At 72.4% G+C, this 13697-nt stretch carries 11 protein-coding genes; 8 read left to right on the top strand and 3 right to left on the bottom strand.

Annotated elements, in window-relative coordinates:
- The first annotated feature begins 88 nt into the window (after positions 1–88).
- On the top strand, positions 89–1639 hold the full coding sequence (locus ACP4IX_RS33615; protein ID WP_426525774.1) for an MFS transporter: 1551 nt from the start codon (positions 89–91) through the stop codon (positions 1637–1639).
- Between the two features lie 265 nt (positions 1640–1904).
- On the opposite strand, the gene ACP4IX_RS33610 is transcribed toward ACP4IX_RS33615, so the two are convergent.
- Complete coding sequence (locus tag ACP4IX_RS33610; RefSeq protein ID WP_426558282.1) at positions 1905–2420, bottom strand: MarR family winged helix-turn-helix transcriptional regulator; 516 nt, start codon at positions 2418–2420, stop codon at positions 1905–1907.
- Between the two features lie 98 nt (positions 2421–2518).
- Between ACP4IX_RS33610 and ACP4IX_RS33605 the strand changes: the two genes are divergently transcribed.
- On the top strand, positions 2519–3304 hold the full coding sequence (locus ACP4IX_RS33605; protein ID WP_426525770.1) for a dioxygenase: 786 nt from the start codon (positions 2519–2521) through the stop codon (positions 3302–3304).
- 76 nt (positions 3305–3380) lie between these two features.
- On the opposite strand, the gene ACP4IX_RS33600 is transcribed toward ACP4IX_RS33605, so the two are convergent.
- Positions 3381–3899, bottom strand: coding sequence for an N-acetyltransferase family protein (locus tag ACP4IX_RS33600; protein ID WP_426525768.1), 519 nt, complete (start codon positions 3897–3899; stop codon positions 3381–3383).
- Between the two features lie 235 nt (positions 3900–4134).
- Here ACP4IX_RS33600 and ACP4IX_RS33595 point away from each other — a divergent pair, with 235 nt between their 5' ends.
- Positions 4135–5133: a sigma-70 family RNA polymerase sigma factor gene (locus ACP4IX_RS33595; RefSeq protein WP_426525766.1), complete on the top strand. Its 999-nt coding sequence runs from the start codon at positions 4135–4137 to the stop codon at positions 5131–5133.
- Between the two features lie 502 nt (positions 5134–5635).
- Positions 5636–6316: a TetR/AcrR family transcriptional regulator gene (locus tag ACP4IX_RS33590; protein WP_426558280.1), complete on the top strand. Its 681-nt coding sequence runs from the start codon at positions 5636–5638 to the stop codon at positions 6314–6316.
- A 232-nt stretch (positions 6317–6548) separates the two neighbouring features.
- On the opposite strand, the gene ACP4IX_RS33585 is transcribed toward ACP4IX_RS33590, so the two are convergent.
- Positions 6549–7517: a helix-turn-helix transcriptional regulator gene (locus ACP4IX_RS33585; protein WP_426558278.1), complete on the bottom strand. Its 969-nt coding sequence runs from the start codon at positions 7515–7517 to the stop codon at positions 6549–6551.
- A gap of 62 nt (positions 7518–7579) precedes the next feature.
- Here ACP4IX_RS33585 and ACP4IX_RS33580 point away from each other — a divergent pair, with 62 nt between their 5' ends.
- From ACP4IX_RS33580 to ACP4IX_RS33565, 4 genes are all read left to right on the top strand, one after another.
- Positions 7580–9106 (top strand): MFS transporter, encoded by a 1527-nt coding sequence (locus ACP4IX_RS33580; RefSeq protein WP_426558276.1) that lies wholly within the window; start codon positions 7580–7582, stop codon positions 9104–9106.
- Between the two features lie 348 nt (positions 9107–9454).
- Positions 9455–10216, top strand: a complete 762-nt coding sequence (locus ACP4IX_RS33575; protein ID WP_426558274.1) for a DeoR/GlpR family DNA-binding transcription regulator — start codon at positions 9455–9457, stop codon at positions 10214–10216.
- A complete protein-coding gene (gene pfkB / locus ACP4IX_RS33570) occupies positions 10213–11160 on the top strand; it encodes a 1-phosphofructokinase (RefSeq protein WP_426525756.1) in 948 nt (315 codons plus the stop codon). The genes ACP4IX_RS33575 and pfkB overlap by 4 nt, the downstream gene beginning before the upstream one ends.
- Before the next feature lie 250 nt (positions 11161–11410).
- Positions 11411–13561 (top strand): PTS fructose transporter subunit IIABC, encoded by a 2151-nt coding sequence (locus ACP4IX_RS33565; RefSeq protein WP_426558272.1) that lies wholly within the window; start codon positions 11411–11413, stop codon positions 13559–13561.
- Positions 13562–13697 lie beyond the last annotated feature (136 nt).

The raw sequence follows: 13697 nt of genomic DNA, 5'->3' as shown, positions 1-13697 counted from the left end.
TGGCCCGTGGCCCGGTGGTCGTCGCCCGTAGGCGAGTCGTCCCTTTACTCACCTTTTTCCGTCACGAAGTCCCGAAGTGGGTACCCCCATGTCTGAAGCAGCCGTCAAGGCTCCCGGCGTCCCCGGCGCCCCTGACGCCGGACGCTGGAAAGCGCTCGTCTTCATCGCGCTCGCCCAGCTGATGGTCGTCCTCGACGCCACCATCGTGAACATCGCCCTGCCCTCCGCCCAGCAGGACCTCGGCATCTCCGACGGCAACCGGCAGTGGGTCGTCACGGCCTACGCCCTCGCCTTCGGCGGTCTGCTGCTGTTCGGTGGCCGGATAGCCGACCTGTGGGGCCGCAAGCGCACCTTCGTCGTGGGCCTGGCCGGTTTCGCCGTCGCCTCGGCGCTCGGTGGCGCGGCCACCAACGAGGCGATGATGTTCGGCTCCCGCGCCCTCCAGGGCGTCTTCGGCGCGTTGCTCGCGCCCGCCGCGCTCTCCCTGCTCGCCGTGATGTTCACGGACGCCAAGGAGCGCGCCAAGGCCTTCGGTATCTACGGGGCGATCGCCGGTGGCGGCGGCGCCGTGGGTCTGATCCTCGGCGGTTTCCTCACCGAGTACCTGAACTGGCGCTGGACGTTCTTCGTCAACATCCCGTTCGCGATCGTCGCCGCGGCCGGTGCGTACCTCGTCATCCGTGAGCCGCAGGGCGGCCGCAACCGCTCGCCGCTCGACATCCCCGGCGTCGTCCTGTCCACCCTCGGCCTCGTCGCACTCGTCTACGGCTTCACCCGTGCCGAGTCCGAAGGCTGGAGCGACGCGGTGACGGTCGGCATGTTCGTCGGTTCCGCCGTGCTGCTCCTCGCCTTCGTGGTCGTCGAGTCGAAGGTCAAGGCCCCGCTGCTGCCGCTGCGCGTGATCACCGAGCGCAACCGGGGCGGGATCTACCTCTCGCTGGGCCTGGCGATCATCGCGATGTTCGGCCTGTTCCTCTTCCTGACCTACTACCTGCAGATCGTGAAGGGCTACTCGCCGGTGAAGACCGGCTTCGCCTTCCTGCCGATGATCGCGGGCATGATCACGGGCTCCACGCAGATCGGCACCCGTCTGATGACCCGGGTCGCGCCCCGGCTGCTGATGGGCCCCGGCTTCCTGGTCGCCGCCCTCGGCATGCTGCTGCTGACCCAGCTGTCCATCGACACCTCCTACACCGCCGTGCTGCTGCCCGGCATGCTCCTGCTCGGCCTCGGCATGGGTACGGCGTTCATGCCGGCCATGTCCCTGGCCACGATGGGCGTGGAGCCCCGGGACTCCGGTGTCGCCTCCGCGATGGTCAACACCTCGCAGCAGGTGGGCGGCGCGATCGGTACGGCGCTGCTGAACACCATCGCCGCCTCGGCCACCACGTCCTACATCGCCGACCACATCGGCGGCGCGGCCTCCCGCTCCCAGCAGCAGCTGGTCCAGCTGGAGGGGCAGGTGGAGGGCTACGCCAGCGCCATCTGGTTCGCCGTCGGCATCCTGGTCGCGGCGGCCGTGATCGCCCTGACCTTCGTCAACGCGGGCCGTCCGGGCGGCACCTCCGTCACGGGTCCGGGTTCCGGTTCGGGTGACGCGGTCGAGGACGAGCTGCCGGTGCCGGTCATCGCCCACTGACGACGCCACCGGACGCTTTGACCCCCGCGGGTTCTGCACCCGCGGGTTCCACCTCCTCGGGTTCTGCACCCGCGGGTTCCACCTCCTCGGGTTCTGCACCCGCGGGTTCCACCTCCTCGGGTACTGCACCCGCGGGTTCTGCCTCCTCGGGTTGCCTCCGCGGGTTCTGCCTCCTCGGGTTTCTCTGTTCCATCCGTGCCGGGGGGAGGGGACGCCCCTCGCGCACGGCTCCCAAGGACCTGCCCCGGCGGCCCCGGCCGCGTGCTCAGCGCCGCCAGGGCAGGTCCGCACCCGCTTCGCTCGGCTGAAGTCCCTCGGCGACGATCCGCATGATCTCGCCGAGGGACTCCTGCTGTTCGGGGCTGAGCCGGTCGAAGACGGCCTGGCGCACGGCGTTCACATGGCCCGGCGCGGTACGGCTCAGCACCTCGTACCCCTCGTCCGTGAGGATGGCGAACTGACCCCGCTTGTCGGAGGGGCAGTCCTCCCGGCGCACCCAGCCGTTCTTCTCCAGGCGGGCGATCGCGTGCGAGAGCCGGGAACGCGTGATCTTCGCGTACCGGGCCAGCTCGGTCATCCGCAGCCTTCGCCGCGGTGACTCGGCGAGCTTGACCAGCAGGCCGTAGTAGACGTGCGGCATGCCCGCGTCGCGCTGGAGCTGCCGGTCGAGGTGGTCCTCGAGGAGGGTGGCGGCCACGATGTAGGAGCGCCAGACGCGCTGTTCCTCCGCGGTGAGCCAGCGGGGCTCGTCGGCGGGGGCCGGGGTGGGTGCCATATTCATGTATCCATCGTACGGAACCACTTCTTGAACTTTAAACAAAGCGGGCGTAGATTCGCGGAGGGGAGGGATTGAGAGTTCAAGTACCGGGAGCCGTCCTCATGTCCGCAGCCACTCGGGGGCGCATGCCCGCCCTCTATCTCAGCCACGGTGCCCCGCCGCTCGCCGACGACCCCGTCTGGCCCGGCGAACTCGCCGCGTGGGCCGCCGCCCTCCCGCGCCCCAGGGCGATCCTCGTCGTCTCCGCCCACTGGGAGGAGGCCCCGCTCGCCCTCGGCGCCACCCGGACCGTTCCCCTGGTCTACGACTTCTGGGGCTTCCCGGAGCACTACTACCAGGTGCGCTACGAGGCCCCCGGCGCCCCCGCGCTCGCCGAGTCCGTACGCAAGCTGCTGCGCGCCCCCGGTACGCCCGTGCAGGACGTCCCCGACCGCGGGCTCGACCACGGCGCGTACGTGCCGCTCGTCGAGATGTACCCCGGTGCCGACGTTCCGGTCCTCCAGGTCTCCATGCCGACCCTCGACCCGGCGCGGCTCATGGAGACCGGCCGCAGGCTCGCGCCGCTGCGTGACGAGGGCGTGCTGATCATCGGCTCCGGCTTCTTCACCCACAACCTCGCCGCGCTGCGCCAGGCCGGCGTCCCCGCCTGGTCCGCGGAGTTCGACGACTGGGGGCGGCGCGCGCTGGAGGCCGGTGACGTGGACGCGCTGCTCGACTTCGCCCGCAAGTCCCCGGCGGGCCTGCTCGCCCACCCGCGCACGGAGCACTTCGCCCCGCTGTTCGTGGCGATGGGGGCGGCGGACGCGGCCGGCGAGCTGGACCTGCGGAAGTCCGTGATCGACGGTTTCTGGATGGGGCTGGCCAAGCGGTCGGTGCAGTTCGGCTGACCGCCGGGGTGAGGCGCGCGCGAGCCGCCGGAGACGGAATACGCGAGGGCCTGGGTGTGCTGTCCGGACAGCACGCCTAGAGCGGCTTCTCGTACCAGGCCACGTCCCAGTACCGGCCGAATTTACGGCCCACCTCGTGGTACGTGCCGACGTACCGGAAGCCGAAGCGGTCGTGCAGCCGGGTGGAGGCCTCGCCCGGCTGGGTGATGCCCGCGTACGCGCGGTGCAGGTCCTCGGCCGCCAGGGCCTCGAAGAGGGCCGTGTAGAGCAGTGTGCCGATGCCCCGGCCGCCGGCGTGCGGGGCGACGTAGACGGTGGTCTCCACCGAGGTTCCGTACGCGGGTTTCGCGCGATACGGGCTGGATGTGGCGTAGCCCAGAATCTCCTGTGAGTCCGCGTCCGCGGCAACCCTCAGCCGGTGCGGGCCGTCTTCAGGGTGGGAGAGCAGCCAAGGGCGGCGCTCTTCCGGGGTGAAGGGCACGGTGTCGAACGTGATGGGCGTCTCACGTACGTAGTGGTTGTAGAGGCCGGTGAGGGCCTTGAGGTCGCCCTCGACTCCCGGTCTGACCTGGACCTCTGTGCGTGCCGGCGACATCGCTCCTCCTCGTGTGGCGGCACAGGGTACTGCATGATCAGAAAAATCGGGGGGCGGGTTGGGAATTCTGTCCGGATTCCAGTCGTTGTTTCCATCGGATGCAGGGCACCCGAGGAGAGTCCCGAGAGGGACCGGACACGACGAGATCCGAGACCGGAGACGACCCCCACATGGTGCCGAGCACCCGCAGGACCACCCGGACCACCCGCTGAACCACCATCGCAAGGGAGCACGCATGGCAACCCGTGCCGTCGCCCGTCGTAAGTCCGCCACCGGCGGGACCTCCGACGCGGCAACCAGCGTCCGCGCAGCCGGCGGCGAGCTCGCCGACCGCGATCTGGTCGGCATGTACCTCGACGAGATCGCACGGACCCCGCTGCTCGACGCCGCCAAGGAGGTCGAGCTGTCCCAGACCATCGAGGCGGGTGTGTTCGCGCGGCAGGTACTCGAAGGCTACGAGGAGACCGGGGCGGACGCCACCCGGGAGGAGCTCCAGGCCCTGATCGAGGAGAGCGAGCGGGCGAAGGACGTCTTCATCCGTTCCAACCTCCGCCTGGTCGTCGCGGTCGCCCGTCGCTACCCCCGCAGCGGTCTGCCGCTCCTGGACCTGATCCAGGAGGGCAACGCCGGCCTGGTCCGCGCTGTCGAGAAGTTCGACTACCGCAAGGGCTTCAAGTTCTCGACGTACGCAACGTGGTGGATCCGTCAGGCCATCACCCGCTCCATCGCCGACCAGTCGCGCACCATCCGGCTGCCCGTCCACCTGGTGGAGGAGCTGGGCCGGATCCGGCGCGTGCAGCGTGAGTTCAACCGGGAGCACGGCCGTGAGCCGGAGCCCGCCGAGATCGCCGCCGAGCTCGGTTCCACGCCGGAGCGTGTCACCGACGTACTCGACTGGGCCCGCGACCCCGTCTCGCTGAACATGTCGGTGGACGACGAGGGCGAGACCCAGTTCGGCGACCTGCTGGAGGACACGTCCGCCGTGTCGCCCGAGCAGTCGGTGATGACGCTGCTGCGCAGCGAGGAGCTCGACGACCTCATCGGCCGCCTCGACCCGCGTACGGCCTCCATCATCAAGATGCGGTACGGCATCGACGACGGCCGCGAGCGTACGCTGACCGAGGTCGGCAAGGAACACGGCCTCACGCGTGAGCGCATCCGGCAGATCGAGAAGCACGCGCTGCTGGAGCTGAAGAAGCTGGCCCGTGACACCGGTTTCGAGGCGGCGGCGTAAGGCGGCCGTGAGGCGGCAGGCAGCAGGTCGCCGGCGGCAGTGGCATCGGAGCCGCGGCAGGGCGCCGGAACCGGCTGCGGGACCCGGAGACGCGATGCGCGGATGCGTGATGTGTGGAAGCGTGATGCGCGGGGCGTGAAGCGCCCCGTGGGGCGTACGCCGGTGACCGAACCCCGCGCAAACATGGCTGTGTAACGCTGCTTCAACCGGCCGTGGCCGGGAACAAGAACTCCGGGCCCACCTGTCCCCAGCCGTCCGGGCCCGGGACCACCGGTCCCGAACGAGCCCTCCGCCCCTGTGGACCACGTCCCGACGCACTCCCCCCGGCGCCGGGACCTCCCCGAGCCGGGCTCGGCGCCTCTCCCCCCGGGGCGCCGGGCCCGGCTCCTTCTGTCGGGGAAGCGCGGGCCGGGGCAGACCGGGGAGGCGGGGCACCCCGAACCTGAACCCCGGGGTGACCCGCCGAATGGCAGATTGTGCCACAGCGGCATAATCTGCCGAAGTGAGCAGCACCATCCCCGCATTCCCCGCCCCCGGCCCGGGGCCTGTCTCCCTGACCGAACGGCGCAAGGCCGAGACCCGGATGGAGATCGCCCGTGCGGCGGCCCGCCTCTTCGTCGGCCAGGGCCTGCGGGCCACCCGGGCCGAGGACATCGCCAGAGCCGCCGGCGTCGCCCCGCGCACCTTCTACCGGTACTTCGCCACGAAGGAGGAGGCCGTCGCCCCGCTCTACGCCCTCGGTGCCGAGCGCTGGGCGCAGGCGGTGCGCGATGCCCCGGCCGGGCTGTCCCCGGCCGAGGCCCTGGAACACGCCGTGCGGCACACGCTGACACCGGGCGCCGGGGTCTCGGCGCCGTCCTGGGAATGGGCCCGCACCCTCATCCGCCTGGCCGAGAGCAGTCCGGCGCTGCGCAAGGTATGGGTGGAGGTCTGCCATGCGACGGAACGGGAGCTTGCCGAGGTGCTGGCCGCGCGGATCGCCCAGGGGGACGACAACGTTGCCGCGCGCCTGCGGGCATCGCCCGAACTGCACTTCGGGGCTGCCGCTGCGGGGGCGGCGTTGCGGGTGGCCGTGGAGCGCTGGGCGGTCTCCTCCGACGCCGCGCCGAGTCCCGTGGAGTTGGCGCTGCGGAATCTCGCGGTGCTCCGGAAGGTCGCCTGGGAGTGCGGCCCCACGGGGTAGGGGGGCGGACGGCACGCGGTGAGGCTGGGCAGGGGCAGGGGCAGGGGCAGGGGCAGGGGCAGGGGCAGGGGCAGGAGCAGGGGCAGGGCAGGGCAGGGCAGGGCGGGGCAAGGCAGGGCCGCGGGCGTGGCGGGGTGGCGCCGGTGGGGTGGGTAGCGGCGGGGTGGCGCGGGGTGGGGCAGCGGCGGGGTGCGCGGCGGTGGTGCCTTCCGCTCCGGCGTCCGGCCGGCCTTCAGCCCCCTGACGCCCTCACCAGCCGCGTCCCCAACGCCCGTACGCACTCCACCAGCTCCGCCGGCTCCCGTACCCGGAAGTCCATCCCCAGCATCGCCAGCCGCACCGCCATCCACTCCACCGAGTCGGACACGGTCGCCCGCAGGACGCACGAGGCACCGCCGTCCGCCGCCTCCGGCGTCCCGAGCCACGGCGGGAGCCGTGCCGCGACGGCCTCGGGCGGCGCGTCGAAGGCGATCACGATCTCGTACGAGTCCCCGCGCCGCTGCATCGAGCGCCGCAGGTACTCCGCCGCGCTCCCGGTCGGCAACTCCCGCGGCGTGAACCGCGCGCCCGTGGCCAAGGGTTCGCTCACCCGGTCGACCCGGAAGGTCCGCCAGTCGTCCCGGTCGAGGTCGTAGGCGACCAGGTACCAACGGCGTCCCGTCGACACCAGCCGGTACGGCTCGGTCACGCGCCGCGACCCGGTGCCGTCCGCCGCGCGGTAGGCGAACCGCAGCCGTTCCCGTCCGGCCACCGTCGAGGCCATCACGGTCAGCGTCTCGGGCGCGATGCTCGGCCCGTCCCCGCTGGTCAGCGGTGTCGTCGCGGCCTGGAGGGTGGCGACGCGGTGGCGGAGGCGGCCCGGCAGTACCTGCTCCAGCTTGGCCAGCGCCCGTACGGACGCCTCGTCCACGCCCTCCACGGCGTGACCGGCGCCGGCGCGCAGCCCCACCGCGATGGCCACCGCCTCCTCGTCGTCGAGAACGAGCGGCGGCATGGCCTTGCCGGCCACCAGCCGGTAGCCGCCGTCGGCTCCCATGCTCGCCTGCACCGGGTAGCCCAGCTCGCGCAGCCGGTCGATGTCCCGCCGGACCGTGCGGCGGGAGACCCCGAGCCGGTCGGCGAGTTCGCCGCCGGGCCACTCGCGGGGCGTCTGGAGCAGGGAGAGGAGCGTCAGCAGCCGGGCCGGAGTGTCCGTCGTCATGGACCCGAGGATGCCGCACATGTAGGACGCTACCTGTCCTACTGGCGTCTTAGCTTCCTCCCATGACCTCAACGCACACCTCGGGGCCCGCGCCCGCCGAGCCAGCCGAGCCCGCCGCGGGCGACCGCCGTCGCTGGTTCGCCCTCGCGATCGTGATGACCGCGGCCTTCATGGACCTGGTCGACGTCACCATCGTCAACATCGCGATCCCGTCGATCCGGGAGGACGAGGGCGCCTCCTTCAGCCAGATCCAGTGGATCACCGCCGGTTACGCGCTCGCCTTCGCCGCCGGTCTGATCACCGGCGGGCGGCTCGGTGACATCCACGGCCGCAAGCGGGTGTTCCTCGTCGGCATAGGCGGCTTCACCGTCGCGTCCGCGCTGTGCGGCCTCGCCGTGAACCCGGAGATGCTCGTCGCCTCCCGCATCCTCCAGGGCGCCACGGCGGCGCTGATGGTGCCGCAGGTGCTGTCGATCGTGCACGCCACCTTCCCGGCGCACGAACGCGGCAAGGTGTTCGGGCTGTTCGGTGCGATCGTCGGACTGGGGGCCGTCTCCGGTCCGCTGCTCGGCGCCCTGCTCACCGAGTGGAACCTGTTCGGGCTGGAGTGGCGGCCCATCTTCCTCATCAACCTGCCGGTCGGCATCGCGGGACTCGTCCTCGGCAGCCGCTTCATCACCGAGTCCAAGGCGCCGCGCGCCCTCAAGCTCGACCTGGTCGGGGTCGCCCTGGTCACCCTCGGTCTGCTCATGCTCGTCTACCCGCTGACCCGGGGCCGCGAGCTGGACTGGCCGCTGTGGGGGTACCTGTCGATGGCCGGCGCATTCGTGGTCCTCGCGGTGCTGGTGGCGTACGAGAGGCGGAAGAGCGTGCGGGACGGCTCGCCGCTGGTCGAGCTGTCGCTGTTCAGGGTCAAGAGCTTCGCGGCGGGCATCGCCGTGCAGACCGTCTTCGGGGTGGCGCTCGGCATCTTCTTCCTGGTGTGGACGCTGTACATGCAGGACGGACTCGGCTGGACGCCGCTGCGGGCCGGGCTGACCGGCGTGCCGTTCTCGATCGCCGTCTCCGTGGCGGCCGGGGTGTCGGTGCAGAAGCTGGTCCCGCGCTTCGGACGCAAGGTGCTCCAGGCGGGCGCGCTGGTGATGGCGACCGGAGTGCTGCTCTACATCTGGGAGTCCGAACGGTACGGACTGGGCATCGCGTCCTGGCAGATGGTGCTGCCGCTCGTCGTGATGGGCCTCGGCATGGGGCTGATCGTCGCCCCGCTGACGGACGCGGTGCTGTCCCAGGTACCGCGCGAGCACGCCGGGGCGGCGTCCGGGCTCATCAACACCGTGCAGCAGATGGGCAACGCGCTGGGGCTCGGCCTGGTCTCCGTGGTCTTCTTCGGCACGATGGGCGACCATCCGGCCCCGTCCCGCATCGGCCCGGAGTACGCGGACGGCTTCCAGAACGCGCTGGGCTGGGTGGCAGCCGTGCTGGCCGCCATCTTCCTGCTGATGTTCGCGCTGCCCAAGCGGCCGGCACAGCACGTGGAAGGCGCCGAGGAGGTCGACGGGGCGGAGGGGAAGGAGCCCGCGCTGGTCTGATCCCGCCGCGCTCCGGGAGCGCGCTCGGTGGGGGCGGGAACTCAGTCCCGCCCCCCAGGCGCAGGCGCAGGCGCAGGCCCAGAACCAGGTCCAGGTCCAGGCCCAGACCTAGGCTCAGGCCCACGCCCGGACCCAGCCCCGGCCCCGACCCCGGCCCCCGCCCCGGCCCCGACCCCGGCCCCCGCCCCGGTCTCCCAGGTCCAGTCCTCTGTCCGGCAAGCCTCAGCGTGATGCCCGTTCATGTCTGAGTGAGTCCGTCTGCTTCTGGTTTCTTGTTTACATTCCGGAAATCCGGGCGTAGTCTCCGCCTGAAACCACAGGTTCGGGCACAGTCGGAGGCGAACGGGCATGTACGCACCGGAGCGGCAGCAGGAGATCCTCCGGCTCGCCCGGGACGGCGGCCGGGTGGACGTGATGTCGCTGGCGGAGGAGTTCCAGGTGACGGCGGAGACCATCCGCCGCGACCTCAAGGCACTCGACCGAGCCGGCCTGCTCCGACGGGTGCACGGTGGCGCGATCCCCGCCGACCGGCTCGGCTTCGAGCCCGACCTGGCCGAGCGAGAGTCCACGGCGGCCGACGAGAAGGACCGGATCGCCAAGGCGGCCCTGGCGGAACTGCCGGCCGAGGGCACGATGATCCTCGACGCCGGTTCCACGGTGGCCCGCATGGCCGCCGCGCTCCCGCCGGAGTCCTCGCTGACCGTCGTCACCCACAGCCTGCCCGTCGCGGCCCGCCTCGCCGACCACCCCGGCATCCAGCTCCACCTGGTCGGAGGGCGCGTGCGGCACCGTACGCGCGCCGCCGTGGACGCCTGGGCGCTGCGCGCGTACAGCGAGATCCGCGCCGACGTGCTGCTGGTGGCGGCCAACGGCTTCTCCTTGGAGCACGGTCTGACCACCCCCGACCTCGCCGAGGCCGCCGTCAAGCGGGCCGCCGTCGCCGCCGCCCGCCGCGTGGTGCTGCTCGCCGACTCCTCCAAGCACGGCCAGGAGCACTTCGCCCGCTTCGGCGCCCTGAGCGACGTGGACCTGCTGATCACCGACAGCGGGATGAGCCCCGAAGACGCCGCCGCCATCGAGCGCGCCGGCACGGAAGTAGTACGCGCATGATCCTCACCGTCACCCCCAACCCGTCTCTGGACCGGACCTACGAGGTTCCCTCCCTCGACCGCGGCGAGGTCGTCCGCGCCACGGGCGAGCGCGTGGACCCGGGCGGCAAGGGCGTGAACGTCTCGCGCGCGGTGACGGCGGCCGGCCGGCGCACGGTCGCCGTGCTGCCGCTCGGCGGCGCGCCGGGCGCACTCGTCGCCGACCTGCTCGACGCACAGGGCATCGAGGTCGCACCGGTGCCGATCGCCGGGGCCACCCGCTCCAACATCGCGCTCGCCGAGGCCGACGGCATCCTGACGAAGATCAATGCGCCGGGTCCCGAACTGTCGGCGGCCGAGCAGGAACTGCTCCTGGAGACCGTACGGCGCCAGTCGCCCGGCGCGGACTGGATCGCCTGCTGCGGCAGTCTGCCCCGCGGACTCGCCCCCTCCTGGTACGCGGCACTGGTCGCCCGGGCGCACGCCGCCGGCGTCCGCATCGCCCTGGACACCTCCGGACCCGCGCTGCTCCAGGCGCTGCGTGAGGGGCCCGACGTGGTCAAGCCGAACGCCGAGGAGCTCGCCGAGGCCGTCGGACGTCCTCTGGCCACCGTCGGCGACGCCGTGAAGGCCGCCGAGGAACTGCGGGAGCTGGGCGCCCGGTCCGTGCTCGCCAGCCTGGGTGCCGACGGGCAGCTGCTCGTGGCCGACGAGGGCACCTGGTTCGGCAGCGCCCACGTGGACGCCGTACGCAGCAACGTCGGCGCCGGTGACTCCTCCCTCGCCGGGTTCCTCGTCGCCGGAGGTGCGGGGCCGGGCGCCCTCGCCGCCGCCGTCGCGCACGGCGCCGCCGCCGTCCAGCTGCCCGGCAGCGTGATGCCGACGCCGGCCGACCTGGACCCGGGCGCGGTGACGGTCACGGCGGACGTGCCCGCGGACCGCGTACTGAAGGAGCCGGCGTCGTGATCACCCACCGCGCCCTTCCCGGTCCTTTCCCCGGCCCGTTGCCCGGACTTCTTCCCGACCCGGTCTCCGGCTTCCTTCCCGGCCCCTTGCCCGGTCCCATGCCCGGGCCTTTGTCCGGCCCTTTGCCCGGTCCGGTCTCCGGCTCCCTGCCCGGAGCCGTCCCCGGACCCCACCGCAGTGCCCCCGTCCCCCTCCCCGCCCCCGCCCACGACCCCGCGTTCCGGGCGATACGCGAGCTAAGGAGCCCGCGATGAGCGACATGATCACCGCGGGTCTGGTCGACCTCGACCTGTCCGCCGACACCAAGGAAGCGGCGGCGCGCGCCCTCGCCGAGCGGATGGTGGCCCAGGGCCGGGTGACCGACCTGGAGGGCTTCCTCGCCGACGTGGCCGCCCGCGAGGCGCAGATGCCGACCGGCCTCGACGGCGGCATCGGCATCCCGCACTGCCGCAGCGAGCACGTCACCGAGCCGACGCTCGCCTTCGGGCGCAGCGCGGACGGCATCGACTTCGGAGCGGCGGACGGGCCGGCCGACCTGATCTTCCTGATCGCCGCTCCGGCGGGCGCCGACGACGCCCACCTCACGATCCTGTCCGCACTGGCCCGGCAGCTGATGAACGCCGAGTTCACCGCCGCGCTGCGGTCGGTGGGCGAGGCGACGGCCGCCGCGGCGCTGATCCGCGGGGAGGAACCGAGCGGCTCGGAAGGCGCGTCGGACGGCGCATCGGACGGCGGCTCGGAAGACGGCTCCGCAGCCGATGAGGACTCCGTGGCGGTCTCGGCGGCGGCCTCCGCCGAGGCCGCCACGGTCAGCACCGGCGAGACGGAAGAGCCCGTACGGTCCGGACCGCCCGGACCGCCCGAGCGGCCGGAGCGTCCCTTCCGCATCGTCGCCGTCACCTCCTGCCCCACCGGTATCGCGCACACCTACATGGCGGCCGAGTCACTGGAGAACGCGGGCCGTGAGTCGGGCGTCGAGGTGGTCGTCGAGACGCAGGGCTCGGCCGGTTTCACCCGGCTGGACCCGGCGGTGATCGAGGCGGCGGACGGCGTGATCTTCGCCCACGACGTGCCCGTACGCGACAAGGACCGCTTCGCCGGGAAGCCCACCGTTGACACCGGCGTCAAGGCGGCCATCAACCGGCCCGGCGAACTGATCGGCGAGGTCCGGGAGAAGGCGGCCCGTGGCGAGGTCACAGCGGCCGGTCCGGCCGGTCCGGCCGGTTCGGCCGGTGGGACGCCCGTCGAGCGCGGCGGTGCGTCAGGCGAGGGGTACGGGACGAAGCTGCGCGTCTGGCTGATGTCCGGCGTCAGCTACATGGTCCCGTTCGTCGCCGCCGGCGGCCTGCTCATCGCCCTGGGCTTCGCCATCGGCGGCTATGAGATCAACGAGGCGCCGTCGGTGATGGACCACTTCGTGTGGTCCCAGGCGGACAGCTGGGCGGCGCTGCTGTTCCAGATCGGCGGCGTGGCGTTCGCCTTCCTGGTCCCGGTGCTGGCCGGTTACATCGCCTACGGCATGGCCGACCGGCCGGGCCTGGTCCCCGGGTTCGTCGGCGGCTCGATCGCGCTCACCATCAACGCCGGGTTCCTCGGCGGCCTGGCGGCCGGTCTGATCTCCGGTGCCGTGGTGATGGCGATCCAGCGGATACGCATTCCGGCCGCGCTGCGCGGCATCATGCCCGTGGTGGTGATCCCGCTGATCTCCTCGGCGGTGGTCGGGTTCCTGATGTTCGTGGTGATCGGCAAGCCCATCGCGTCCGCGCAGAAGGCGATGACCGACTGGCTGAGCGACCTGTCCGGTGCCAACGCGGTCCTGCTCGGCGCCCTGCTCGGCCTGATGATGTGCTTCGACCTGGGCGGCCCCGTCAACAAGGTCGCGTACGCCTTCGCCACCGCCGGCATCGCGGTCTCCGACCCCAGCGACTCGGCGATGAAGATCATGGCTGCGGTCATGGCCGCCGGCATGGTCCCCCCGCTGGCGATGGCCCTGGCGACGACCGTGCGGAGCAAGCTCTTCAACGCCGCCGAGCGCGAGAACGGCAAGGCGGCCTGGGTACTGGGCGCCTCCTTCATCTCCGAGGGTGCGATCCCGTTCGGCGCGGCCGACCCGCTGCGGGTCATCCCGTCCTCGATGGTGGGCGGTGCGGTCACCGGCGCCCTGTCGATGGCCTTCGGCGCCACGCTGCGCGCCCCGCACGGAGGCGTCTTCGTGGTCCCGCTGATCGGCAACCCGCTGCTCTACCTGGTCGCCATCGCGGCCGGCGTCTGCGTCACCACGGCTCTGGTGATCCTCCTCAAGGGGCTGCGCAAGCCGGCGCCCGGAGAGGCGGCCCAGGGGCCCGGCGGCGCGGACCCGTCGGCCTCGGCACCGGGGGCGAAGCAGCCGGTGGCCGCGTAAGGGACCGCCTTCGTCGACGGTCTGCGGCGGGGGGGGGGGGGCCCGGGCCCCCCCCCCCCCCCCCCCGGGGGGAACGTTTTGAGGGGCAAAACAGAACAGGGGGGGGGGCCGCGCCCGGGGGCGGCCCCCCCGGCGG

The organism is Streptomyces sp. WG5 (assembly GCF_049974565.1).
Classification (GTDB): Bacteria; Actinomycetota; Actinomycetes; order Streptomycetales; family Streptomycetaceae; genus Streptomyces.
Note: the sequence above shows the minus strand (reverse complement) of the source record. Positions and strands in the feature narration are given on the sequence as shown.

Excerpts from the sequence above, each read along its gene's own strand:
- ACP4IX_RS33615 (WP_426525774.1), top strand. The coding sequence starts at position 89 with ATGTCTGAAGCAGCCGTCAAGGCTCCCGGCGTCCCCGGCGCCCCTGAC.
- ACP4IX_RS33610 (WP_426558282.1), bottom strand. The coding sequence starts at position 2,420 with ATGAATATGGCACCCACCCCGGCCCCCGCCGACGAGCCCCGCTGGCTC.
- ACP4IX_RS33605 (WP_426525770.1), top strand. The coding sequence starts at position 2,519 with ATGTCCGCAGCCACTCGGGGGCGCATGCCCGCCCTCTATCTCAGCCAC.
- ACP4IX_RS33600 (WP_426525768.1), bottom strand. The coding sequence starts at position 3,899 with ATGTCGCCGGCACGCACAGAGGTCCAGGTCAGACCGGGAGTCGAGGGC.
- ACP4IX_RS33595 (WP_426525766.1), top strand. The coding sequence starts at position 4,135 with ATGGCAACCCGTGCCGTCGCCCGTCGTAAGTCCGCCACCGGCGGGACC.
- ACP4IX_RS33585 (WP_426558278.1), bottom strand. The coding sequence starts at position 7,517 with ATGACGACGGACACTCCGGCCCGGCTGCTGACGCTCCTCTCCCTGCTC.
- ACP4IX_RS33580 (WP_426558276.1), top strand. The coding sequence starts at position 7,580 with ATGACCTCAACGCACACCTCGGGGCCCGCGCCCGCCGAGCCAGCCGAG.
- ACP4IX_RS33575 (WP_426558274.1), top strand. The coding sequence starts at position 9,455 with ATGTACGCACCGGAGCGGCAGCAGGAGATCCTCCGGCTCGCCCGGGAC.
- pfkB (WP_426525756.1), top strand. The coding sequence starts at position 10,213 with ATGATCCTCACCGTCACCCCCAACCCGTCTCTGGACCGGACCTACGAG.
- ACP4IX_RS33565 (WP_426558272.1), top strand. The coding sequence starts at position 11,411 with ATGAGCGACATGATCACCGCGGGTCTGGTCGACCTCGACCTGTCCGCC.